16 protein-coding genes are annotated in these 21,869 nt (G+C 69.3%); 13 read left to right on the forward strand and 3 right to left on the reverse strand.

Annotated features, from left to right (window positions below; all coding sequences use genetic code 11):
• Positions 1-49: 49 nt before the first annotated feature.
• From ACH4YL_RS01315 to ACH4YL_RS01325, 3 genes are read right to left on the reverse strand one after another with little or no spacing between them, the layout of a single operon-like run.
• Entirely contained in the window at positions 50-913 is an 864-nt protein-coding gene (locus ACH4YL_RS01315; protein WP_398503596.1) for an FAD binding domain-containing protein, read from the reverse strand.
• The gene (locus ACH4YL_RS01320; protein WP_398503598.1) at positions 910-3,285 is read right to left on the reverse strand and encodes a xanthine dehydrogenase family protein molybdopterin-binding subunit; all 2,376 of its coding nucleotides are present in this window, start codon (positions 3,283-3,285) and stop codon (positions 910-912) included. The genes ACH4YL_RS01315 and ACH4YL_RS01320 overlap by 4 nt, the downstream gene beginning before the upstream one ends.
• Positions 3,282-3,860, reverse strand: a complete 579-nt coding sequence (locus ACH4YL_RS01325) for a (2Fe-2S)-binding protein (protein WP_398503599.1) — start codon at positions 3,858-3,860, stop codon at positions 3,282-3,284. The genes ACH4YL_RS01320 and ACH4YL_RS01325 overlap by 4 nt, the downstream gene beginning before the upstream one ends.
• A 197-nt stretch (positions 3,861-4,057) precedes the next feature.
• Here ACH4YL_RS01325 and ACH4YL_RS01330 point away from each other — a divergent pair, with 197 nt between their 5' ends.
• The 13 genes from ACH4YL_RS01330 (at position 4,058) to ACH4YL_RS01390 (ending at position 21,833) form a co-directional block, all read left to right on the forward strand.
• A complete protein-coding gene (locus ACH4YL_RS01330; protein ID WP_398503601.1) occupies positions 4,058-4,582 on the forward strand; it encodes a hypothetical protein in 525 nt (174 codons plus the stop codon).
• Between the two features lie 582 nt (positions 4,583-5,164).
• Positions 5,165-7,015: a phage tail sheath family protein gene (locus tag ACH4YL_RS01335; protein ID WP_398503603.1), complete on the forward strand. Its 1,851-nt coding sequence runs from the start codon at positions 5,165-5,167 to the stop codon at positions 7,013-7,015.
• 48 nt (positions 7,016-7,063) lie between these two features.
• Complete coding sequence (locus ACH4YL_RS01340) at positions 7,064-7,588, forward strand: phage tail protein (RefSeq protein WP_351570284.1); 525 nt, start codon at positions 7,064-7,066, stop codon at positions 7,586-7,588.
• A gap of 29 nt (positions 7,589-7,617) precedes the next feature.
• Positions 7,618-8,364: a hypothetical protein gene (locus tag ACH4YL_RS01345; RefSeq protein WP_398503605.1), complete on the forward strand. Its 747-nt coding sequence runs from the start codon at positions 7,618-7,620 to the stop codon at positions 8,362-8,364.
• The gene (locus ACH4YL_RS01350) at positions 8,357-9,073 is read left to right on the forward strand and encodes a hypothetical protein (protein WP_398503607.1); all 717 of its coding nucleotides are present in this window, start codon (positions 8,357-8,359) and stop codon (positions 9,071-9,073) included. The genes ACH4YL_RS01345 and ACH4YL_RS01350 overlap by 8 nt, the downstream gene beginning before the upstream one ends.
• Positions 9,074-9,091: 18 nt before the next feature.
• Positions 9,092-9,934 (forward strand): Pvc16 family protein, encoded by an 843-nt coding sequence (locus ACH4YL_RS01355; protein WP_398503609.1) that lies wholly within the window; start codon positions 9,092-9,094, stop codon positions 9,932-9,934.
• Positions 9,935-9,968: 34 nt separating this feature from the next.
• Positions 9,969-11,993, forward strand: coding sequence for an ATP-binding protein (locus ACH4YL_RS01360; protein WP_398503611.1), 2,025 nt, complete (start codon positions 9,969-9,971; stop codon positions 11,991-11,993).
• Complete coding sequence (locus ACH4YL_RS01365; protein WP_398503612.1) at positions 11,984-12,301, forward strand: hypothetical protein; 318 nt, start codon at positions 11,984-11,986, stop codon at positions 12,299-12,301. The genes ACH4YL_RS01360 and ACH4YL_RS01365 overlap by 10 nt, the downstream gene beginning before the upstream one ends.
• Positions 12,298-18,834, forward strand: coding sequence for a DUF4157 domain-containing protein (locus ACH4YL_RS01370; RefSeq protein WP_398503614.1), 6,537 nt, complete (start codon positions 12,298-12,300; stop codon positions 18,832-18,834). The genes ACH4YL_RS01365 and ACH4YL_RS01370 overlap by 4 nt, the downstream gene beginning before the upstream one ends.
• Positions 18,835-18,846: 12 nt before the next feature.
• Positions 18,847-19,620, forward strand: coding sequence for a hypothetical protein (locus tag ACH4YL_RS01375; protein ID WP_398503616.1), 774 nt, complete (start codon positions 18,847-18,849; stop codon positions 19,618-19,620).
• A gap of 49 nt (positions 19,621-19,669) precedes the next feature.
• Complete coding sequence (locus ACH4YL_RS01380) at positions 19,670-20,335, forward strand: hypothetical protein (RefSeq protein WP_398503618.1); 666 nt, start codon at positions 19,670-19,672, stop codon at positions 20,333-20,335.
• A gap of 3 nt (positions 20,336-20,338) precedes the next feature.
• Positions 20,339-20,701 (forward strand): hypothetical protein, encoded by a 363-nt coding sequence (locus ACH4YL_RS01385; RefSeq protein ID WP_398503620.1) that lies wholly within the window; start codon positions 20,339-20,341, stop codon positions 20,699-20,701.
• Positions 20,694-21,833: a hypothetical protein gene (locus ACH4YL_RS01390; protein ID WP_398503622.1), complete on the forward strand. Its 1,140-nt coding sequence runs from the start codon at positions 20,694-20,696 to the stop codon at positions 21,831-21,833. The genes ACH4YL_RS01385 and ACH4YL_RS01390 overlap by 8 nt, the downstream gene beginning before the upstream one ends.
• Positions 21,834-21,869: the final 36 nt, after the last annotated feature.

Consider the following 21,869-nt stretch of genomic DNA (forward strand, 5'->3'; position numbering starts at 1 on the left):
GGCCTGTCGCTGTACTCGTCCGGGCCGTCGCTCACTTCGGCGGCAGGGGTCACTCCATTCCGGCGGCGGCGATCACCGCCCGCCGGGTGAGCACCCGCGCCAGGTGTTCGCGGTACTCGCGCGAGGCCGACAGATCGGATGTCGGGCGGGTGCCGTCAGCCGCCTCGTCGGCAGCGCGCGCCACCGCCTCCGGGTCCGCGTCCACGCCGGCGAGCGCCTGCTCGGCGGCGCCGGCACGCACCGGCGTCGGCCCCATGTTCGTCATGGCGACACGCGACTCGACCAGGTGTCCGTCGTCACGCCGCACCATGGCCGCCACGCCGACGACGGCCCATGCCTGCGCGGTCCGGCTGAACTTCTCGTAGTGGAATCCCCAGCCGTCCGCCTTCGGCACCCGGACCTCCACCAGCAGTTCGTCGGGCCGCATCGACGTCTGCAGATAGTCGGTGAAGAAGTCGCGCGCGGCGATGGTGCGCCGTCCTTGAGGGCCGGCGGCGACCATCTCGCCGTCGAGCGCGAGCAGCACGGCGGGCAGGTCGCCCGCCGGGTCGGCGTGCGAGAGGGAGCCGCCGATGGTGCCCCGGTGCCGTACTGCCGGATCGGCGACGGTCTCGGTGGCGGCGGCCAGCAGCCCGGCGTGCATGCGCACGAGCGGGTCGTGGATGACGTCGTGGTGGGTCGTCATGGCTCCGATGACCAGTGCGCCGGCCTCGGCGTCCTCGCGGACGCCCCGGAGTTCGGGGATGCGGCCGACGTCGACCAGCAGATCGGGGAAGGCGAGACGCATCCGGAGGATGGGCAGCAGGCTCTGGCCGCCGGCCAGCACCTTCGCCTCGTCACCGCCCTCCGCCAGGGCGCGCACCGCCTCGTCGACCGACTGCGGCCGTGTGTAGTCGAATGCAGCGGAAATCATGCCAACACCTCCTGGGCACTGGCCTCTTGAACGGCCTGCCAGATCCGCTCCGGTGTGCAGGGCATTTCCACATCCGTCACGCCCAGCGGGCGCAGCGCGTCCACGACCGCGTTGACCACGGCCGGAGTGGATGCGATGGTCCCGGCTTCGCCGACTCCCTTGACGCCCAGCGGGTTGGACGTCGCCGGTGTCTCGGTGCGGTCGGTGACGAAGTCGGGAAGGTCGACCGCGGACGGCACGAGATAGTCCGCCATGGTGCCGGAGAGCAGATTGCCCTCGGTGTCGTACACCGCCTCCTCGTAGAGCGCCTGCGCGATGCCCTGGGCCACGCCGCCGTGGATCTGGCCCTGGACGATCATCGGGTTGACCGCCTTGCCGACGTCGTCGACGCAGACATAGCTGCGGATCCGGGCGCGTCCGGTCTCGGTGTCGATCTCGATGGCGCACAGGTGGGTGCCGTGCGGGAAGGAGAAGTTGTCGGGGTCGACGAGGTGCTCGGCGTTGATCGTCGGTTCCAGGCCGTCGGGCAGATCGTGCGAGGAGAACGTCTCGAAGGCCACTTCCTGAATGGTCTTCGTCGCCTCCGGCGATCCCTTGACGGAGAAGGTGCCGCCGGAGAACTCCAGGTCGGCCTCGTTCGCCTCGAGCAGATGCGCGGCGATCTTCCTGGCCTTCTCCACGACCTTCTTCGCGGCGTGGTGCACGGCGACGCCGCCGATCACCACCGAGCGCGAGCCGTAGGTGTCCATGCCCTGCGGAACCACCTTGGTGTCGCCGTGCACCACCTCGACGTCGTCGAACGGCACGCCCAGCACTTCCGCGGCGATCTGGCTCCAGCAGGTCGCGTGGCCCTGGCCGTGCGGGCTGGTACCGGTGGCCACCTCGACCTTGCCGGTGGGCAGCATACGGATGGTGGCGGCCTCCCAGCCGCCCGCCACATAACGCAGATCGCGCAGGATCCGGCTGGGCGCCAGGCCGCACATCTCGGTGTAGGTGGAGATGCCGATGCCGAGCCGCACCGGATCGCCGCGCTCGTGGCGCGCGGTCTGCTCGGCGCGCAGATCGTCGTAGCCGAAGAGGGCGAGCGCGCGATCGGTGGCCGCTTCGTAGTTACCGCTGTCGTAGGTCAGTCCGGCGATCGTGGTGTACGGGAACTCCTCGTGGCCGATCCAGTTGAGACGGCGCAGCTCCATGGGGTCCAGGCCCAGCTCGGCGGCCAGTTCGTCCATGGTCCGTTCGATCGCGAAGGTCGCCTCGGGCCGGCCCGCGCCGCGGTAGGCGTCCGTGGGCGTCTTGGTGGTGAAGACACCCGTGCAGTTGAAGGTGTACGCGTTCATCTTGTAGATGGCGGGATACATGAACGCGCCCAGCAGCGGAATGGCGGGCGTGAGCAGCATCAGATAGGCACCCATGTCGGCGAGCAGGTCGACCCGCATGCCGAGCAGCTTGCCGTCTCGGGTGGCAGCGATCTCGATGTCCTGGATCTGGCCGCGGCCGTGATGGGTGGCCTGATAGCCCTCGGACCGGGACTCGGTCCATTTGACCGGCCGGCCGAGCCTTCTGGCGACCCCGAGGGCGACGGCCTCTTCGCCGTACACCTGGAGCTTGGAGCCGAAGCCGCCGCCGACGTCCGGGGCGACCACGCGGAGTTGGTGCTCCGGGATGCCGGTGGTCATCGAGAGCGTCACCCGTGCCACGTGCGGGATCTGGGTCGAGGAGTAGAGCGTGTACTCGTTGGAGGCCGTGGGCGGTGTGGCGACCACCGACCTCGGTTCGATCGCGTTCGGGATGAGGCGCTGCTGTGTGTAGCGGCGCTGGACGACGATGTCGGCGCGCGCCTTCTCGGCCTCGTAGTCGCCGGTGGCCAGCGGCCAGACGTAGCAGCGATTGGTGCCCTTGCCGGAGTGGACCAGCGGCGCGCCGTCGGCGAGCGCCTCCTCCAGGTCGAGTACCGGGGGCAGCGGCGTGTAGTCGACTTCCACGGCTTCCAGCGCGTCGGCCGCGGCGTACCGGTCGCGGGCGACGACGACGGCGACGGGGTCGCCGGCGTAGCGGGCCTCGTCCACGGCGACCGGCGGGTGGTCGGGCATCACGATGTCCTCGGTCACCGGCCAGACGCAGGGCAGGGAGCCCAGCTCGTCCGCCAGGTCGCGGCCGCTGAAGGCGGCGATGACCCCTGGCCGCTCCAGCGCGCCGGAGACGTCGACGCGGTCGATCGTGGCGTGTGCCATGGGGCTGCGGAGGAACGCCATGTGCAGCAGGCCGGTGACGGAGATGTTGTCGGTCCAGGTGGTGCGGCCGGTGACGAGCCGGGCGTCCTCCTTGCGTACACGCGAGCGGCCGACTTCCCGCTCGGTGAGCTGGTCGGTCATACCGGCGCCTCCTGCCCGGCCCTGGCCGGGGCCCTGGGTGCGGCGGGAGCGGTGTCTTCGGATGCCACCGGGGCGGTCTCCGTCTGCGCGCCGGGCGCGGGGGCCCGGCGGCGGCGCTCCTCGGCGGCCGCCGCAAGGACGGCGCGCACGATGTTCTGGTAGCCGGTGCACCGGCAGAGATTGCCTTCGAGACCGTGGCGGATCTCGTCCGGCGAGGGGTCGGGGTTCTCCTTGAGCAGATCCCGTGCGGCCATGATCATGCCGGGTGTGCAGTACCCGCACTGCACGGCGTGCTGCTGATGGAACGCGGTCTGGAGCGGATGCCATTCGGCATCGGAGGCGAGCCCCTGGATGGTGGTCACCTCGCTCCCGTCGGCCTGGACGGCGAGGACCGAGCAGCTCTTGACGCTCGCGCCGTCCAGATCGACCGTGCAGGCCCCGCAGTTGGTGGTGTCACATCCAACGGGCGTGCCGGTGAGTCCCAGACGGTCGCGCAGGTAGTGGACGAGGAGAAGGCGTGGTTCCACTTCGTCCTCGTAGTGCGTGCCGTCCACCGTCATAGCGATGCGGGTCATCTGACCTCCCAGAGACACGGGCAGGCGGAATCTGCCGTTCTGCTCTGATATAGGCAACTCTAGGCGGCGATCATGGGACGCGCGAGCCCTTGGGAGACACCGGCTCTCGCCGTCGCGCCGGGCCGGATCACGGGGTCGGATTCCGCCCTCGGCTGACAGCCCTTCCGCCTGCCACATACGGACGTAATCTTGATTACATGACTAGTGGCGAGCAGGAACAGGTGCTGCGGGGCTGGTTCGCCGGGCGACTGCCGGACGGACTCTTCACCGAGCTCCTGGATGTGACGGTGGACCGTGAGGAGATCACGGTCGTGGGACGGATACCGGAGCCGGACCTCGGCGAGGACGCGTCGCAGGCGGAGCGGGACGCGGCCGTGGAAGGACGGATCTCGGAGTTCCGGGAACGCACACGCGACGAGCGCATCGGGGTCGCGCGCGAGGCCGAGCGGAAGTTCCGGCGCAAGGTCTCGTGGGGCGTGGAGTGCGGCGGCAGGCGGGCGATGTACACCACGGTGTCCGCGCCTGCGATGACGCGGCTGCGCCAGCCCGAGCGTCAGGTTCTGGACACGCTGATCGCGGGCGGCGTCGCGCGCAGCCGCAGCGACGCTCTGGCGTGGTGCGTGCGTTTGGTTGGGCGCAATGCGGACACATGGCTGAGCGATCTGCAGGACTCGCTGCGGCATGTCGAGGAGGTCAGGGCCCAGGGCCCGGACGTCGAGTGAGGCGGGCGTTCGCGCGGTGCGACCTGCGCATGCGCCTGCATCACCGGCGGGCCTGATCCTCCGTCGCCGGGCGGAGGGCCGGGCCCGCCGGCGTTTTCCCCGACGAAGGCCCGGGGAACCTTCCGGCACGTCGACCGGGAGCGGCCGGGGACGGTACACCAGGTGGGCAATTGCGGCCAAGCGGACACAAGGCGGCGCGCCGCGACGATTTACATTCGGCTTGTTTTCCATCCCTCATCGAATGGTCCTGTGAAGCCCTCGTGAATTCGTCTTCATATTCGGCAAGCGATTTCCGTCCGACCATGCCAAATCACCTCGCATCGACCTCACATCCAATGGTCTGCGGATGACCGAATAGCCCCCTTGACCCGCCCTTGAAGTGCAACGGAGGATCGCCAGAGGCACTCATGCATCAGGAGCCACAAGTACAGGCACATGCCGCTGGCCCTGCGAGACCGATATCGCACGGGGTGTGTGACGGGGGAATGTAGTGAGGAGCGTCTGCGCAGGCTGCATGCGCAGACGCGGTTCCTTCACTTCCCCTCCTCATCTCTTGGTGCGCGCGAAGGGAATGGAGGGGGAATGCCGACGCACATGGGCTATCCCGGCGTATACATCGAAGAACTTCCCAGCAGCATCCGGACCATCGCCTCGGTCACCACTTCGGTGACCGCTTTTGTGGGGCACACCCGCCGGGGTCCGCTCAACCAACCGGTGCGGGTCACCAGCTTCGCCGACTTCGAGCGCCGTTTCGGCGGACTCACCTCGAAGAGCGCCGTCAGTTACGCGGTGCACCAGTTCTTCGGCAACGGCGGAACGGTCGCGGTGATCGTGCGGGTGGCCAAGGCCGGCACCGGCGAGGAAGCCTGCGTCACACTCCACTCCACCGAGGGGCACAGCGAGTGCCCGGTGCTGGAGGTGCACGCCAAGGAGCCCGGCGTATGGGGCTCCGGTCTGCGGGTGGCCGTCGACCACGACACCCCGACCCCGGACAAGACCTTCAATCTCCATGTCCTCGACGCGCGCGGCGGCGCCCGCGAGTCGTTCACCGGTCTGTCCATGCAATCGGGGCACGGCCGCTTCGTGGAGACGGTGGTCAACGCCGGCTCCTCGCTCGTCCGTGTGAAGGCGCTCGACGAGGACCGGCCGGACCCCTCGGGCACGGTTTCCAAGCCCTTCGCGGCCGAACTGCCCGACCTGAACGTCGAGTTGAAGGTCAAGATCGGCGATGTGGAGCGAGAATTCACGCTCTACGAGCCCGACCACGACGGCGACCCGCCGGCCGATGTCACCGAGCTGGCGCTCCTGCTGGAGCGCAAGCTCCGCGCGCTGCCCGACGCTCCCGGCAAGCACGCCTACGCCGGAGCCGAGGTCACCGCCTTCGGCCGCCGCCTCCAGGTCGTCGCCGGGTCCGTCGACCCGGACGACGTGGTCCGCTTCATCGGCGAGTGCGCCAACGACCTGGGCCTGGAAGCCTCGGTCAACCCGCCGGTGTTCCCGCTGGAGGGCGGCAAGGACGGCGACCCGCCCGGGCCGCGCGACCTGATCGGCAGCGAGGCACGCAAGACCGGAGTGCAGGCACTGCGCGACGTCGACGACGTCAACCTCCTTGCTCTGCCCGAGCTTTCGGCGTACGAGTCGACCGAGGACATGGTCACCGTGCTGTCCGCGGCCGAGCAGCTCTGCCGGGAGCGGCGGATCTTCCTGCTCGTCGACTCGCCGTCGACCTGGGGCAGTGTGGACGCGGCACGGGCCGGGATCGGCGCGTTCGACCCGGTGCGGAGCAATCACGCCGGGCTCTACTTCCCGCATCTGCAGCTCAACGACCCGCTGACCGGACGGCTGCGTGCCTTCCCGCCGTCGGGCGCGATCGCGGGCGTCATCGCCCGCACCGACGGTGAGCGCGGCGTGTGGAAGGCGCCGGCCGGCACCGAGGCGCGGCTGGCCGGAGTGCGGTCGCTGACCGTCAAGCTGACCGACCGTGAGAACGGACTGCTCAACCCGCTGGGCATCAACTGCCTGCGCACCTACCCGGTCGTGGGACCGCTGGTGTGGGGCGCGCGCACGCTCGAAGGCGCGGACGCGCTGGAGAGCGAGTGGAAGTACGTGCCGGTGCGGCGGCTGGCTCTGCATGTCGAGGAGAGCCTGCACCGCGGTCTGCAGTGGGTGGTCTTCGAGCCCAACGACGAGCAGCTGTGGCAGCAGATCCGGCTCAAGGCGTCCGCGTATCTCAACGACCTGTTCCGGCAGGGCGCGTTCAAGGGCGGCACACCGCGCGAGGCGTACTTCGTCAAGTGCGACAAGGACACCACCACCGAGGCCGACATCGAGCGCGGTGTGGTGAACGTGCTGATCGGCATCGCGCCGGTCAGGCCCGCCGAGTTCGTGATCGTGAAGATCCAGCAGGTGGCCGGTCAGTTCGACCTCTCGTAGCCCAGAACGCCCACCAAGGAACCAAGTAAAGGAACACGAAGGAAACCGATGGCTGAGTTCCGTATCAACGCCCATCGCTTCGACCCGTACAAGAATTTCAAGTTCCTGGTCCTCTGGGACGGTCGTACGGTCGCGGGCATCAGCAAGATCAGTCCACTCAAGCGCACCACCGAGGTGGTCAAGCACCGCCACGGCGGCGACCCGAGCTCACCGCGCAAGTCGCCGGGCCGCTCCGAGTTCGAGGGTGTGACGCTGGAGCGCGGCGTCACCCACGACCCGGAGTTCGACCGCTGGGCCAACAAGGTCTGGCAGGTCGGCGCGGGTCTCGGCTCGGAGGTCTCACTGCGGGACTTCCGCAAGGACATCATCATCCAGGTCCTCAACGAGGCCGGGCAGGTGGCTGTTTCGCACAAGCTGTACCGGGCCTGGGTCAGCGAGTACCAGGTGCTCGGCGAGCTCGACGCCAACGCCAACGCCGTCGCCATCCAGAGCGTCAAGCTCGAATGCGAGGGCTGGGAGCGGGACTACGAGGTGGAGGAGCCGGTCGAACCGTCCTTCACCCACCCCGCCTGAGCATCGCCCGAGCACCGGAGGAATGACGCATGACGCCGACGGGGCCGGCGGAGCTGCTCGCCACCTGGGAGACCGGGCTGACGCAGCACGAGTCGGCACGGTCGCTGCTGCTGCACCGGGCGGCCCGCCCGGGGACCGGCGCCGACGAGTTGCTGTCGATGCCGGTCGGCGAGCGGGAGGCGGATCTGTTCGCGCTGCGCCGGGCGCTGTTCGGCGAGCGGATGCAGGTACGCGTCGAGTGCACGGCGTGCGGCGAGGCCATGGAGTTCGACCTCGACGCGACGGCGCTCGGCACCGGGACGCGGACGCCGGACGGGCCGCTGCGAGTGGCGGAGGACGAGTGGGAGGTGCAGTTCCGGCTGCCCACTGTCGCCGACCTCGCGGCGGCCGGTACGGCCGCCGATCCCGCGGAGGCCCGCCGGATGCTCATCGCGCGCTGCACGGTGTCGGCCCTGCGGGGCTCAGAGGCCGTGCCGCCGGAACGGCTGGCCGCGCTGCTGCCCGAGCGGGTGCAGCAACGGCTGGCCGAGACGGCGGCTCAGGCCGATCCGGCGGCCGATGTGACGCTGAGCGTCGGCTGTCCCGAGTGCGGCGAGGCCACCCCGGCCGAGCTGGACATCACCTCCTACCTGTGGACCGAACTCGACACCTGGGCGCGGGACTTGATGCTCGACGTCCATCTGCTCGCCACCGCCTACGGGTGGAGCGAGCCGGAGATTCTGGCGCTCAGCCCGCTGCGGCGTCGCTACTACCTGGAGCTGTGCGCGGATGCCTGACTACTTCGACCGGCTGCTGGCCCGGTACACGCCGGTGCCCGCGGCCGGTGGTGGCGGTGCGCGGGTCCGGCCGCGGATGCCCGGCCCGTTCGAGCGGATCGAGGCGCTGCGTACGGCCCCGCAGGAACCGGACGAGCCCGCCGCGCTGATTCCGTCCGCGCCCGGACCCGCCTTCGGGCCCGCCGAGCTGATCCGGCACGAGCGGGAGGTGCGGACCGACCGGCACACGGTCGTACGGACCGAGGCGGCACGGCCGGACGAGAACGCCGGGCGGACCGGGGCCGAAGTCGCGGCGCCGCCTGAGCCGTTGCTGCGTCCGGCCGCGCCCGCGGCTCCAAGGCCGCGTCCCGCCGCGGACGTTCCGCGTTCGGCGCGCCGTGGCGGGGCCACGGTGGACTCCGTCGAGCCACGGACGCCTGCCGGCTCAGCGCCGACGGCCGCGGCTCCCCCACCGGTTGCCGCCGCGCCCAGGCCGCGGAGCTCCGAGGCCACGGCCACCGCACGTGCCGCAGCGCTGAATGGCGTGGGACGGCGCGCGCCGCGGCCCGCCGAGCGGGTCGTACACGTACAGATCGGGCGGCTCGAAGTGACCGCGGCACCGTCGCCCGGCGCGAGCCGCACCGCCGGCGGCCGCCCCGACACCACCGCGCGCCGCGCGCCCGCGCTGACTCTGGACGACTACCTGTCGCGCGGCGAGAAGAGGGACTGACGACATGGGGCAGACGACATGAGCAATGCACTCGCCATCGCGACGGTCACCCAGGCCCTTGCCCTGCTGATCGAGAGCAACCTGGGCCCGGAGCTGGACATCGCGGTCAAGGTCGAGATGCGCAAGCCGCCGGCCGAGCCGCCGACGGAACCGACCATCAACGTCTTCCTGTACCAGGTGACGCCGAACCCTTCGATGCGCAACAACGATCTGCCGACCCGCGCGTCGGACGGCAGGCTGATCAAGCGCCCGGCCGCGGCGCTCGATCTGCACTATCTGATCAGCGCGTACGGCGAGGAGTCGGAGCTGGTCGGACAGCGACTCATCGGCTGTGTCGTACGGGCGCTGCACGAAATCCCGGCGCTGCCGAAGGAGTTGATCGAGCTCGCTGCGGAACGTCCTTATCTGGCGGGCAGCGATCTCGCCGATTCGCCGCAGCGGGTGCGGTTCACGCCGACGGTGATGGACATCGACGAGACGTCGAAGCTGTGGGGGATGCTCCACCAGACGCCGTACACGCTGTCGGTGGCCTACCAGGCGTCGCTGGTCCTGCTCGAGGGCCGCGAGACACCGGTCCCGGCGAAGCCGGTGGAGGAGCGGACGGTGCGGGTGCTGCCGTTCGGCGCGCCGGGCGCGCCGGTGCCGCCGCGGCTGCCGGAGGCGGCCGAACCGGTCGAGGAGCCGACACCGGAGCCCGTCGCCGAGTCCGCGGAACCCGTCGAGGCGTCCGCGCCGAAGAAGCGCGCCGCGACCAGGACAACGGCCAAGACGCCGGTCAAGTCCACCACCAAGCGCACCGCGCCCGCCCGTGCCCGCAAGGCCACGGGCCCGGGTCCGGCCGCGGACGGCAAGGAGAGCTGAGGCACGGGTGCGCAACACGGGGGTGGCTGAGGACATGTCCGACGCAAGGACGGTCGAGGGTGCGGGCGCGCTGTTCGCGGCGGTACGCACGGTCCTTGCCCGCGTGGACGGGCATGCGGCCCGCGCGGAAGGGGTTCGCGGGCGGGAGAAGGCCGCCGATCCGAAGAGCCCCGGCGCGCACCAGGACGGAGCCGCGCCGGCCACGGTACGTCGGGACGACGTCGCCGGGCAGGAGCTGCTGCCCGGTCCCGGGGCCCGGGGGCCCGCGACGCTCGACGCGCTCGTGGCCTGCTTCGGTCTCAGCCCCTTCGAGCGGGACATCGTGCTGCTCGCCGCCGCCGCCGAGCTGGAGCCCACCACCGGGGCGCGCTGCGCCGCCGCCTGCGGGGACCCGGACCGTGCGTACCCGACGTTCTCGCTCGCTCTGGCGGCACTCGCCGAGGCGCACTGGAGCGCGCTGACTCCGGTGTCTCCGCTGCGCCGTTGGCGGCTCGTCGAGCTGGACGACGAGACCCGGCTGACCACCTCCCGGCTCCGGCTCGACGAGCGGATTCTGCACTTCCTGGTCGGCTCGCCGTACCTCGACTCCCGGCTGCACGGGCTGCTGCGGCGTACCGCCGTGGCCGACTCGCTGCCCGCCTCCTACGATCTCGCCGCCGGCCGCGTGGCCGCCGCCTGGACCGGCGGCGGTTCGGCCGCTCCGCTGCGGGTCGAGCTGGTCGGCGGCGATCTGCGGACCCGTGCCGACATCGCCGCCGCCGCGGCCCGGCACTCGGGCCTCGGGCTCTACTCGATGGCCGCCGACGACGTGCCCAACGACCCGGCCGAGCGCGACCGGCTGGCCCGGCTGTGGCAGCGGGAGGCGATCCTGCTGCCCGCCGCGCTGCTCGTGGAGGTCGGCGAGCTGGACCGCGAACAGGCCGCGGCGGCCGACGCGTTCATCGAGAGCGCGGCGGTTCCGCTGGTCGTCTCCAGCCTCGATCCGCGCCAGACCGAACGGCCGCGCGGCGAGCGCGTGACCGTGCCCGCGCTGGACACCGAGGAGCAGGTCGGTGTGTGGGCCGACGCGTTCGAGGACGTGCCGGAGGTGTCCGAGGACGATCTGCGGGATCTCGTCGAGCAGTTCGCGCTGCCACCGCACCTGATCCGGTCCGCCGGAGCCACCGTCGTACGCGATCTGCCCGGCGAGGACGAGCTGGACGCCACCTCGCTCGCCTGGCGCGCCGGTCTGACCGAGGCCCGGATGGGCATGGACGAGCTTGGCCGGCGGATCGAGCCGCAGGCGGCGTGGGGCGATCTGGTCCTGGCGGAACGGCAGTTGCGGATCCTGCGGGAGATCGTGGCGCATGTGCGGCAGCGCTCCACCGTCTACCAGGAGTGGGGCTTCGCGTCGACGCTGCGGCGCGGACTGGGCGTCACGGCCCTGTTCGCCGGCGGCTCAGGCACCGGCAAGACCCTCGCGGCCGAGGTGATGGCCCGCGAACTCGGCCTCGACCTCTTCATCATCGATCTCTCGCAGGTCGTCAGCAAATACATCGGCGAGACCGAGAAGAACCTCCGCAAGGTCTTCGACGCAGCCGAACGCGGCGGCGCACTGCTGCTGTTCGACGAGGCCGACGCGCTCTTCGGCAAGCGCAGCGAGGTCAAGGACAGCCATGACCGGTACGCCAACCTGGAGGTCAGCTATCTGCTGATGCGGATGGAGGCGTACCGGGGTCTGGCGATCCTCACCACCAACATGAAGCAGGCGCTGGACACGGCCTTCATGCGCCGGATCCGATTCGTCGTCGACTTCCCCTTCCCCGGCGAGAGCGAGCGCGCCGAGATCTGGCGGCGGGTGCTGCCCGCGCGGGCCCCGATGAAGGGCATCGATCCGGATCTGCTGGCGCGGCTGACGGTCGCGGGCGGCTCGATCCGCAACATCGCGCTGTCGGGCGCGTTCCTCGCGGCGGAAGAGGGCGACCGGCTCCAGATGCGCCACATGCTGGAGGCCGCCCGTACCGAATACCTCAAGCTGGACCGCTCCTTGACGCCCACGGAGGTCAACGGATGGGTCTGAACGAGACGCCGCGCCCGGCGGAGCGCACGGTGCGCGTGGACATCGGCGAGCTGGTGCTCGACGGTTTCGGGCGGCTGGACCCGGAGCGGGTGTCGGCCGCCTTCCAGGCCGAACTGGCCCGGCTCGTACGGGAACGGGGTGTGCCGCTGGCCGCCGACGGCGGCCACGCGCTGGAGGCCCTGTCCGGACTGCCGCCGCTGCCCGCGACCACCTCGCCCGGGCGGCTCGGCGAGGCACTGGCGCGGGCGGTGCACGCGGGTCTGTCGGGGCGCGGTGTCGAACCGGCCGAGCGAGGAGGGTCGCGATGAGTGCGCATGCCGCGTCGCAGGACGCCCGCTCGGCGCAGGAGGCCAGGCGGCGCAAGCGAAAGGAGCGGGCCAAGTCCCGTACTCCGGAGCCGAAGAACATCGTCAGTGGCGCCGGCCAGCCGCTGGACCTGAGCGTACGGCGGGAGCTGGAGGAGCAGCTCGGGCACGACCTCAGCCGGGTGCGGCTGCACACCGACCGGGACGCGGGCACGCTCACCGAGCTGCTGGGCGCGGACGCCGTGGCGGTCGGCCAGGACATCTTCTTCCGGGAGGGCGCGTACGTCCCGGGCACGGCGGACGGGCAGCGGCTGCTCGCCCATGAGCTGCTGCACACGGTGCAGAACCCGGACGGCCTCGGCGCGCTGCGCGCGGGCCGCGACCTGGGCGCGGTGAGCCTGCCGCAGCAGGCGATGGAGCGCGAGGCTGAGTCCGCGGCGCAGGACCTCGTACGGGACGAGGAGCAGTCGCCCGAGGTCGAGCCGGACCAGTCGACGCCCGGCTGGCTGCGGTACGCCACGGTCGACGCGGACCGCTCGCGCATGGAGCAGCTGGACCCGGCGACACTGGTGGACCGGCTGGCGAACGGCGTGCTGCGCTCCCTGCGCGGCGACCCGGCCGACCTGTCGGGACGCGTACGTCTCCAACTCGGCCGGATGTCACCGCAGTTGCAGGACTCGGTACTGGACCGGCTGGAAGTACGGCTGCTCTCCAACGAGTACGACCGGGTGCTGGACCTCGCCGAGGCGGCCGAGACCGGCCCGCTGGACCTCCAGCCGGCCGAGGTGCCGGAGCCGGAGACGGATCTCTTCGAGCTGCTGGGTGTCGAGCGCACCCAGTTCAAGCGCAAGGAGGAGAACAGCCGGAGCTCGAAGGACAAACAGGCCGAGGACTCCCGCGAGGAGCACAAGGACGCCACGTCGCGGGACGAGAAGCGGGGCGGCGAGCAGAGCAGGGCCCAGTCGGACGCGGCGGCCGAGAAGTCGGAGGCCGACCGGCGCACCGAGCAGGAGGACGAGCGCGCCCAGTCCCGGAAGCAGGCCGCGCAGGAACAGCAGCAGGAAGAGGAGAAGCAGGGCCAGGCACGTCAGCAGGTCGACGAGGCAGCGGACGAGCGGGCGCAGGGCCAGGCGGACGGCGCCGAGCAGACGAAGGAAGAGCGCAAGGAGCAGCGCGACCGGGAGGAACAGGACCCGGAACAGGCGAACGCCCCGGGCGCGGACAAGCGCCAACGCAAGGACGACGCGAAGAAGCCGGCGGACGGCTCGAAACGGGAGGACATCGACCCGAAGGCGAAGGGCCAGCCGGGTCCGGTGCGCCCGGAGAAGGTCGACGAGCGGGCGGAACGGCCGGACAGCGCGCTGTCGGAGCACGGTCTGCACGAGAAGGACGAGGACGAAGGGGAGCCGCGGGAGGAAGAGAAGCCGCTGGGGCTTGAGGCGGGGGCGGACAAGGAGATCGGCGGCGAGGAGGGCGACCGGGCCAAGACCGCCGGCGGTGCCGAGCCCGAGCTGAAGCCCGAGGACTTCCTGCCGGAGACCGACCTCGATGTGTCCTCGGTGCCGACCGCGGACAACCCGACCGCCACCGTGCCATCCTTCCCCGCTCCCCCGCCGACCAAGGCCGAACAGGTCCAGGAACAGCGGGAGAACGACGCGGAGGAGGAAGAGGACGAGGACGCACCCGAGGCCGAGGCCAAGCCGCCGGGCGCGGAGATGGGCCCGGTCGAGGGCGAGGCGCCACAGCCCGAGGGCGGTCCGGCGGCCCAGGCCGGGGACCGCAGCGAGAAGGACCTCCAGCCGGAGAAACCGGTGGACCAGGAGGTCGGCCCGGATCCGGAGACCGAGGGCAAGCAGGACCCGGAACCCGAGGCGGAGAAACAGGAACCGGAGCAGCAGGACGCGCCGGAGCCGGACGCCCGCTCCGGTGCGGACGAGCACGACGAGCAGCCCGATGCCAAGAGCGCCGAGGATCAGCGGGAAGAGACCAAGGAGCAGGAGGACCAGCAGGCCAAGGCCCAGCCGGGGATGGCTGGTTCCGGCTCCGCCGTGTCCTCCGTAGGCACGGCTGGTGCGGCACCCTCCGCGACGCCGCCCGCCGGCGCGCACACCGGGCAGACCTCGGCCGAGGACCGCAGGCCCTCCCCTGCCGCCCGCCGGATCGCGGACTCGACGAAGGGCGACCACGAGGCGCCCGCGCCCAAGAGCCAGATCCCCAGGGAGAGTGGCCCGGGGGCCGCGCCGAGCGGTGTGGTCGGCGGCGGCAGCAAGGCGGGGCCGAGCCCCGCGGTCGGCCCCGGAGGCGCGCCCTCGGCGGCCCAAGCCGCCGTCAGCCCGGCAGGCGAACAGGCCGAAAGCCCCGGCAAGATGGGCGCCCCCGCGCCGGGAGGCGCGCAGGCCGCCCCCGAGGCGTCGCTGGAGAAGGACGGCGGCGGCTGCGCCCCGCCCGAGCCCGCGGCGGAGAAGGACGAGGGCGGCGGTAGCTGCGGCGGCGGAGGCGGAGGCGCGGCTCCCGAGGAGAAGCAGGAGGAGCCGCCGGACGTCTCGGCCCAGGACCCGAAGGCCGCGATCAGTACGGTCAGCAAGCTCGCTCCGGACCAGGCTGCCGCCGCGATGCCCGGAGTTGACGCGGCCGCGGACAAGAAGGTCGGCGAGGAGCAGAAACGCCTCGACGCCAACCCGCCGAAGCGGGAACGTCCTTCGGGCGCGCCGCAGACCCAGTCCGGCCCGCCCCAGGCGGCCGCGCCAGCCGCCGAGGTGACGGGCAAGGTCGAGAAGCTCGGGCCCGAGGACCAGGTCGAGAAGCAGAAGGCGAAGGGCAGTGAGAAGGCGGAAGGCGCGAAGCCGACCGACAACACTCCCCCGCCGCCGCCACCCGTGGCGGCCAAGCTGACCGAGGAAGAGGCGAAGAACGTCGACGCCGCGGCCGACGCGGTGCCGACTGTCGACCCTGAGCTCCAGAACAAGACGGTCGGCCCCGCCCCCAAGATCAGGCTTGAGGGCGAGAGCGACCCGAAGCGCACGGACGACCAGGCCAAGGCGCTCAAGGAGAAGCAGTCCGACATCCAGAGCACGGGCCGTGAGGACGCGGCCAAGCCGATGGGTGAGGACCGGATCTTCCCGGACGCGCCCCAGGAGCAACTGGTCGGCAAGGCCGTGGGCCGCGCCGGCAGCAAGGGCGGCAAGCTGGCCGCGTCGCCCATGCCCAAGCCCAGCGTCGGCGCGGTCGCCAAGCAGGAACGCGGCAGCGAGATCCAAGGCGCCGCGGGCCAGGCCCAGGGTGATCTGGTCGCCAAGGAGAAGGAACAGCAGCAGGGCGAGCAGCAGGCCAAGCAGGAGAAGCAGACCGAGATCGACCGCGAGGTCACCCAGAACGCGGAGAAGCAGACGGCCGAACGCGGCCGGGCCGCCGAACAGGCGCAGCGCGAGCGCGAGGGCTGGCGCAACGAGCAGGACAAGAAGATCGAGGACGCGGACAAGGAGTCCGAGAAGGAACACACGTCCAAGAACAAGGAGATCGTCAAGGCCCGCGACGACAAGGACAAGGAGGTCGGCGAAAGGAAGGACAAGGACAACCAGCAGATCGACACGGAGCGGGAGAACGCGGAGAAGGAGGCCGAGAAGAAGAAGGAGGAGGAGAAGCCCGACGAAGGCTTCTTCGGCTGGCTCGCCGACGCGGTGAAGTCCGCGTTCAACGCGATCCTCGACGCCGTCACCGCGGTCTTCGACGCCGCGCGCAAGGTCGTCAACGGCATCATCGACACGTTCAAGGAGTGGGCCAACAAGGCCATCGACTTCGTACGTGACCTCGCCATCAAGGCGATCAATGTGCTCGCGGACGCGCTGATCGCGATCGGGGACGTGCTGCTGGCGGCGTTCCCGGAACTGCGGGACAAGTTCCGCAAGGCGATCGAGGGGCTGCGGGACAAAGCGATCGCCGCGGTCAACGCGCTGGCGGACGGCCTGAAAAAGGCGGTCAACGCGCTGCTCGACGCGCTGGCGGCGGGCTTGAACGCACTGCTGGACGTTCTGGAAGCCGGCATCAAGGCCGTCATCAAGGCCTACCAGGCGGTCATTCTCGGCGCGATCAAGTTCGCACAGGCGGCGATCGAGGCACTCGGCAAGTTCGCGGCACTGATCGCGGACATCGCGCCGGATCCGTTCGGATGGCTGGGCAAGGCGGGCAGCTCGGCGAAGGCCGGCATCAACGACCATCTGTGGGGCGCGATCAAGACCGGCGTCAAGCGGTGGTTCGACACCAAGGTCGAAGGCATCCTCGGCCTGGGCAAGGCCGTGATCAACGTCCTGGTGAAGGGCTGCGTCTCGATCAAGCAGATCGGGAAGATGGCGTGGGACGCGATCATCGCGTCGCTGCCGATGATGATCGCCTCGATCGTGATCGAGAAGGTCGTCTCGATGCTGGTGCCGGCGGCGGGCGCGATCCTGACGATCGTTCAGGGCCTGATGGCGGCATGGCAGAGCCTGAGCTCGATCCTCTCGGCGTTCAGCAAGTTCTGGGCGTACTTGAAGGCGGTCAAGGCGGGCCCGGCGGCATGCCTGTTCGCGGAGGCGGTGGCGGCGGGGATCGTGGCGCTGCTGGACTTCATCACCAACTTCCTTCTGATCCGCATCGAGAGCGCGACGAAGGGCGTCGGCAAACGTCTCAAGGCGATGGCCGAGACGATCATGAAGGGCCTGAAGAAGACGGGCAAGGGCGCGAAGCAGGCGGCGGGCGACGCGGTGAACCGGGCGCGGGGCGCGGTGCGCAGCGCGACGGAGGCGCTGCGGAAGCCGACGGGACCGGCGAAGCCGAAGGGGCCGCGGGTCCCGCCCCGCCGCTCGGCCACGACGGACCGCGGCCCGGGGGCGAACCGGGGCCCGAAGGACGCGACTTCGGACAGGCCGACAAGCAGGACGCCGGACAAGGAGCGGGACCGGCGGCGGGACGAGGACGAGGCGAGGCGGGACCAGCAGAAGCCGGACGCAACGCCGGCGAAGACCCAGGACAGGGCGCCGGACCAGAAGCCGGGCGGCACGCCTGACAGGACGCCCGATCAGAAGCCGGACGCCAAGAAGGACAAGTCCCCGGACACACCCAAGAAGAAAAAGGAGACGGAGGCACCGAAGCGCGAGAAGCCGCGCAAGCCGAAGTCCCCGCTGGGCAAGGCACTCCAGAAGATCAAGGGCAAGGTCAAGTCGGCGCTGAAGAAGGTCCGCAACGCCGGCAAGGCGCTGGGCAAGAAGCTGCGCAAGAGCAAGGTCGGTCAGGCCCTGAAGAACAGCGGCAAGAAGATGCGCGACTTCTTCAAGAAGAAGCGCGACCACATGCGCAATCAGAAGAAACAACGAATTGACCAGAAAAAGCAGCGGCACGACAACCGGAGAAGGAAGGAGAATTCAAAAGACCTCAAGTACGCTCGCCTCCAGAAGATCGTCGCCCGCATACGGCCCCAGATCAACGCGATGCTCAGCAAGGGCATACCGGAAAAGGTGCTCAATGCCGCACTGCGAGCCCTCAAGACATGGCACCGCTTGAGTGGCCTCACCGCGGCCGGAAAGGAGAACTTCGATGTCATTGCGTCCCTGAACCCGCAGGCGGAGGTAACAGAGGGTGAATTCGACATATTCGACCTGGGCTCCGAGGATGAGGTGACCAATGAAATCAAGAGAAGGATCATAGCGGCCTTCAAGGGGAAGGAGCTCTCGACGCTTGGGGATGTCATGGATGTCTGCGACGACATCGCAGAGGATATTCTCGGGAAGAGGATCACGGAACGAAACAACAACAGCTCTTCCCGTGTTGCGCAGAACAAGAGCAATAGCAAGGGTAATTCCGGAGCCAACAAGGACGCCAAGGGGAAGCTCGAATGGGAGCCGAGCGAGCCCGTCCTGAGGAGGACCCCGGCCAGGCTCTTCCCGGACCGCGTATCCCTGTTCTTCGAGCGTCCTACGCGCAGCAAGCAAGACATAGCGCGCATCGCGCTCGCAGAATTCCGACAGTTCAAGCAATACCACAAGGTGGGCGAGCGCGGGGATCAGGAAGAGTTCATGGACGACTACGGCAATCGATATGTGAAGGCCCATGGAGGCGGCTACGTCCCGCGCTTCGTGGAACGGAACCTTAACAAGGATGACAATCCGAAGGAGAAGAGCAGGGGCATTAGGGCATCCGATCCGAGCGCCCCGTCTGGACCGGAGCAGATTGCCCAGCATGTCCAAGGACCTAAAGGTGGAAAGAAGAAGGGGGCAAAGCGCCGCTCACCCTTCATATCCACGACCAAGGACTCGGCCCAGGGCCTTACGAACGCCAAGGGCGAAAAGCTCGGTGGCGAACATGGTCGAGCGGAAATCGATCTCCTCGAAGTCTCACCCAGCCAAATCTTCGACTTGACCCGCGCAAGCAATCACAAGGCGTACGGTCTGTCCGAGCCAAGTACACCCAAGCAGAAGCAGGCACTTCAGGACGTGATACGCACTCAGGAAGTGCTCGTGCTGGACCCGATTCCGGCAGCTGCCATAGTCAAGGTGTACCGCTAAGGAGAACGACTGATGTCCTTTGACTCCTATCACTGGCAAGAGGCACAGATCGATGACGCCGAACTTGCCCGCGCCCGTTCCCGACTGGCGTCCGGGGAGGGTGACGGGAACAATTTTCTCGCGCTCCTCCGGAGCGACAACATCGTCGCCGTCGGAGTGGCACTCGATCACTATCACCACGCAGAGACACTGACACGCTTCGGTGACGACAACCCATTCGATCCATATAGCGAAGAAGTCCTGGTAAAGGTTCGATCCATCCTCAATAGCCCCATTACGCTGAAAAGCGAAACAGGTGCATACGAAGACGGGGCGAACCATTCCAGCGCACTGCTTGTAATGACGATCCTGGCGGATCCCGATGACTCTGACGACCGTATGGCCATCGCGTCGGCCGTAGAAAAAGCCTCGACGCGCGCTTCGCTCGAGGCTGCGACCGAAGCCGCCGGCGTGATGCTGTCCGATGCGGACACAGTCGACCAGAATCTGCTGAACGCTGTTGCCGAGATCATTTTGGATGAATCCAGAGACGTGTGGGACCGCGTACGCGGCATCGTCGCCCTCGGAAATGTGACGGATCGGCGGGCCGGAGACGTGCTCGCAAAGGCTGCACACCAGAAGAACCAAAAGCTCCAACTTGAGGCAGCAATCATTCTCGCCAGCCGCCATATGTCCACTCACCGAAAGGTCATTGAGGAGATCACTGCGTCATGGCCCGAGGATGCGGATTATCCGGAGTCGCTCGTCCTTGATGCTTTGCGGGCATCGAAGGCTGACGGGCCGTAAGAAGCGCAGACCCATGACCTGGTTCACACCGAGGCAATAGAGGAAATCCATGACCCGCTACGCAGACATACCCAAACCCATCCGCTCCGGCATCGTCGTCGTCGACCCCGAGCGCGGCACCCCCCAACGCATCATCGTCCTCCAGTTCAACCCCGACACCCTCGAACGCTCCCTCGCCCCCCAGTCCGCCGGCGGCAGTGGTGACGCCGGCGGAGGCGGAAGTGGAGGGGATCGCAATGAGGCCCTCCGGCTGAAGGGGCCCGCCGAGGAGAGTTGGAAGTTCACTGCCGAGATCGATGCGACCGATCAGTTCGAGGTCTCCGCGCCCGACGGGATTCACCCGCAGCTCGCGACCCTCGAAATGCTCGTGCATCCCACCTCCGCCCAGTTGCGGGAGGCCGCCCGCAACACCCAGAAAGGCACCATCGAGATCAGTCCGATCGAGATGCCGCTCACCCTCTTCACCTGGGGGAGCAAGCGCGTCATGCCCGTGCGGCTCACCGAACTGTCCATCAACGAGTCGGCGTTCGACGTCAATCTCAATCCCATCCGGGCCAGCCTCGGCATCGGGATGAAGGTGCTCAGTGTGAGTGATCTGCCGGCCGGGCATCGCGGGGCCGATCTGTATCTCGCGCATCTGGCGCAGAAGGAACGGCTGGCTGCCGCCGCACGCGGCGGGCGGCTGGCGGAGCTAGGGCTTGGACGGGGGCTGTAGGTCGTGATTGATCCTTATGAGAGTGCGCTGGACGCGATACCGGGGGCCCATCCGTACCCCCGCACCAGCCGGTACCACGACGCGGAGATCGGGGTGCACCGGCAGGCCGACGGGACTGAAGTGCGGTACACCAAGCGGCGGTTGCTGCCGCCGCTGAGTGCGGCCGCCGACGAGACCGCGCCGCACACCGTCAGCAGCGGGGAGCGGCCCGATCATCTCGGGCAGCGGTACTTCGGTGATCCCGGGCAGTGGTGGCAGATCGCGGACGCCAATCCCGTTCTCGATCCCGGTGAGTTGACCGACGAGCCGGGGCGGGAGATCGACATTCCGCTGCCGGGTGGATTCCGTGGTGGGCTCCATGGCTGATGAGCCCATCGGGGCCGGGCCCGTACATCTCACCTTGCACATGGGGCCGAAGCTCACCCGGCCCGTGCCCGCGGAGGTGGCCGAGGCGCTGCTGTCCGCGCAGATCACCATGACTGCCGGCGAACGCAGCGGGTTTCAGCTCGCCTTCGACCTGACCAAGAAGGGGCTGATCACCCGGCGGCTGCTGCCCGAGGGCTTCTTCGATCCGAAGACCCGGGTGATCGTCACGACCTCGATCAAGGGGACGCCGACCGTCATCCTGGACGGGCTGATCGTGCGTCAGGAGGTCGGCGCCAGCAATCAGCCGGGGCAGACCACGCTCACCGTCACCGGTGAGGATCTGACACTGTTGATGGACCTCGAGGAGCGGACGGACCGGTATCCGAATCTGGCTCCGGCGCAGCGGGTGGACCGGATTCTGCGGAGGTACGCCGACTACGGAATCGATCCGTGGATCATCCGTGAGCAGATCCATCAGCCGCCCCGCGAGCAGCTGCGCGTCGACTACCAGACCGGGACCGATCTGCAGTATGTGAATGAGCTGGCGCGAGCCAACGGGTACACCTTCTACCTCGACCCCGGACCGACCCCCGGGCGGTCCGTCGCGTTCTGGGGGCCTGAGCAGCGGCTCGGTCAGCGACAGCACGCGCTCAACGTCAACATGGACAACAACTCCACCGTCGACCAGCTGACCTTCGCCTACGACGGGACCGCGCGCGAGGAGCCGCAGGCGCGCGTGCAGGATCCGCGGACCCGCGATGTGCGCTTGCTGGCGCAGCCCGACATCAGCCCGCTGCGGCCGCCGCTCGGCCGCCGGGCCTCGCCGGCGCTGAAGCGCAAGACCCTGTCCGGTACGGCGAAGAAGGAGCTCGGGCAGGCCGAGGCCGAGACCCTGGCCAGGGCCGCGACGTCGGCGGACGCGATTTCCGGGTCCGGGTCGCTGGATGTCAACCGGCACGGATATGTCCTGCGTCCACGGGAGTTGGTGGGGGTTCGCGGGTCCGGTGTGACCTACGACGGCGACTACTACGTCAAGAGCGTGACGCACAACCTGCGCCCCGGCTCGTACCAGCAGAACTTCACGCTCTCCCGCGAGGGCCTCATCGCCCGCAGCTCGACCGTGCGCCCGTAAGGGACTTCGGCACCTCTGTACGTAAGGACCAGGAGA

Source organism: Streptomyces sp. NPDC020681 (assembly GCF_044334895.1).
Lineage (GTDB): Bacteria > Actinomycetota > Actinomycetes > Streptomycetales > Streptomycetaceae > Streptomyces.

Coding starts and splice junctions, on each gene's coding strand:
- ACH4YL_RS01390 (WP_398503622.1), top strand. CDS start 20,694: ATGGCTGATGAGCCCATCGGGGCCGGGCCCGTACATCTCACCTTGCAC.
- ACH4YL_RS01315 (WP_398503596.1), bottom strand. CDS start 913: ATGATTTCCGCTGCATTCGACTACACACGGCCGCAGTCGGTCGACGAG.
- ACH4YL_RS01335 (WP_398503603.1), top strand. CDS start 5,165: ATGCCGACGCACATGGGCTATCCCGGCGTATACATCGAAGAACTTCCC.
- ACH4YL_RS01360 (WP_398503611.1), top strand. CDS start 9,969: ATGTCCGACGCAAGGACGGTCGAGGGTGCGGGCGCGCTGTTCGCGGCG.
- ACH4YL_RS01375 (WP_398503616.1), top strand. CDS start 18,847: ATGTCCTTTGACTCCTATCACTGGCAAGAGGCACAGATCGATGACGCC.
- ACH4YL_RS01365 (WP_398503612.1), top strand. CDS start 11,984: ATGGGTCTGAACGAGACGCCGCGCCCGGCGGAGCGCACGGTGCGCGTG.
- ACH4YL_RS01380 (WP_398503618.1), top strand. CDS start 19,670: ATGACCCGCTACGCAGACATACCCAAACCCATCCGCTCCGGCATCGTC.
- ACH4YL_RS01370 (WP_398503614.1), top strand. CDS start 12,298: ATGAGTGCGCATGCCGCGTCGCAGGACGCCCGCTCGGCGCAGGAGGCC.
- ACH4YL_RS01345 (WP_398503605.1), top strand. CDS start 7,618: ATGACGCCGACGGGGCCGGCGGAGCTGCTCGCCACCTGGGAGACCGGG.
- ACH4YL_RS01355 (WP_398503609.1), top strand. CDS start 9,092: ATGAGCAATGCACTCGCCATCGCGACGGTCACCCAGGCCCTTGCCCTG.
- ACH4YL_RS01340 (WP_351570284.1), top strand. CDS start 7,064: ATGGCTGAGTTCCGTATCAACGCCCATCGCTTCGACCCGTACAAGAAT.
- ACH4YL_RS01320 (WP_398503598.1), bottom strand. CDS start 3,285: ATGACCGACCAGCTCACCGAGCGGGAAGTCGGCCGCTCGCGTGTACGC.
- ACH4YL_RS01325 (WP_398503599.1), bottom strand. CDS start 3,860: ATGACCCGCATCGCTATGACGGTGGACGGCACGCACTACGAGGACGAA.
- ACH4YL_RS01350 (WP_398503607.1), top strand. CDS start 8,357: ATGCCTGACTACTTCGACCGGCTGCTGGCCCGGTACACGCCGGTGCCC.
- ACH4YL_RS01330 (WP_398503601.1), top strand. CDS start 4,058: ATGACTAGTGGCGAGCAGGAACAGGTGCTGCGGGGCTGGTTCGCCGGG.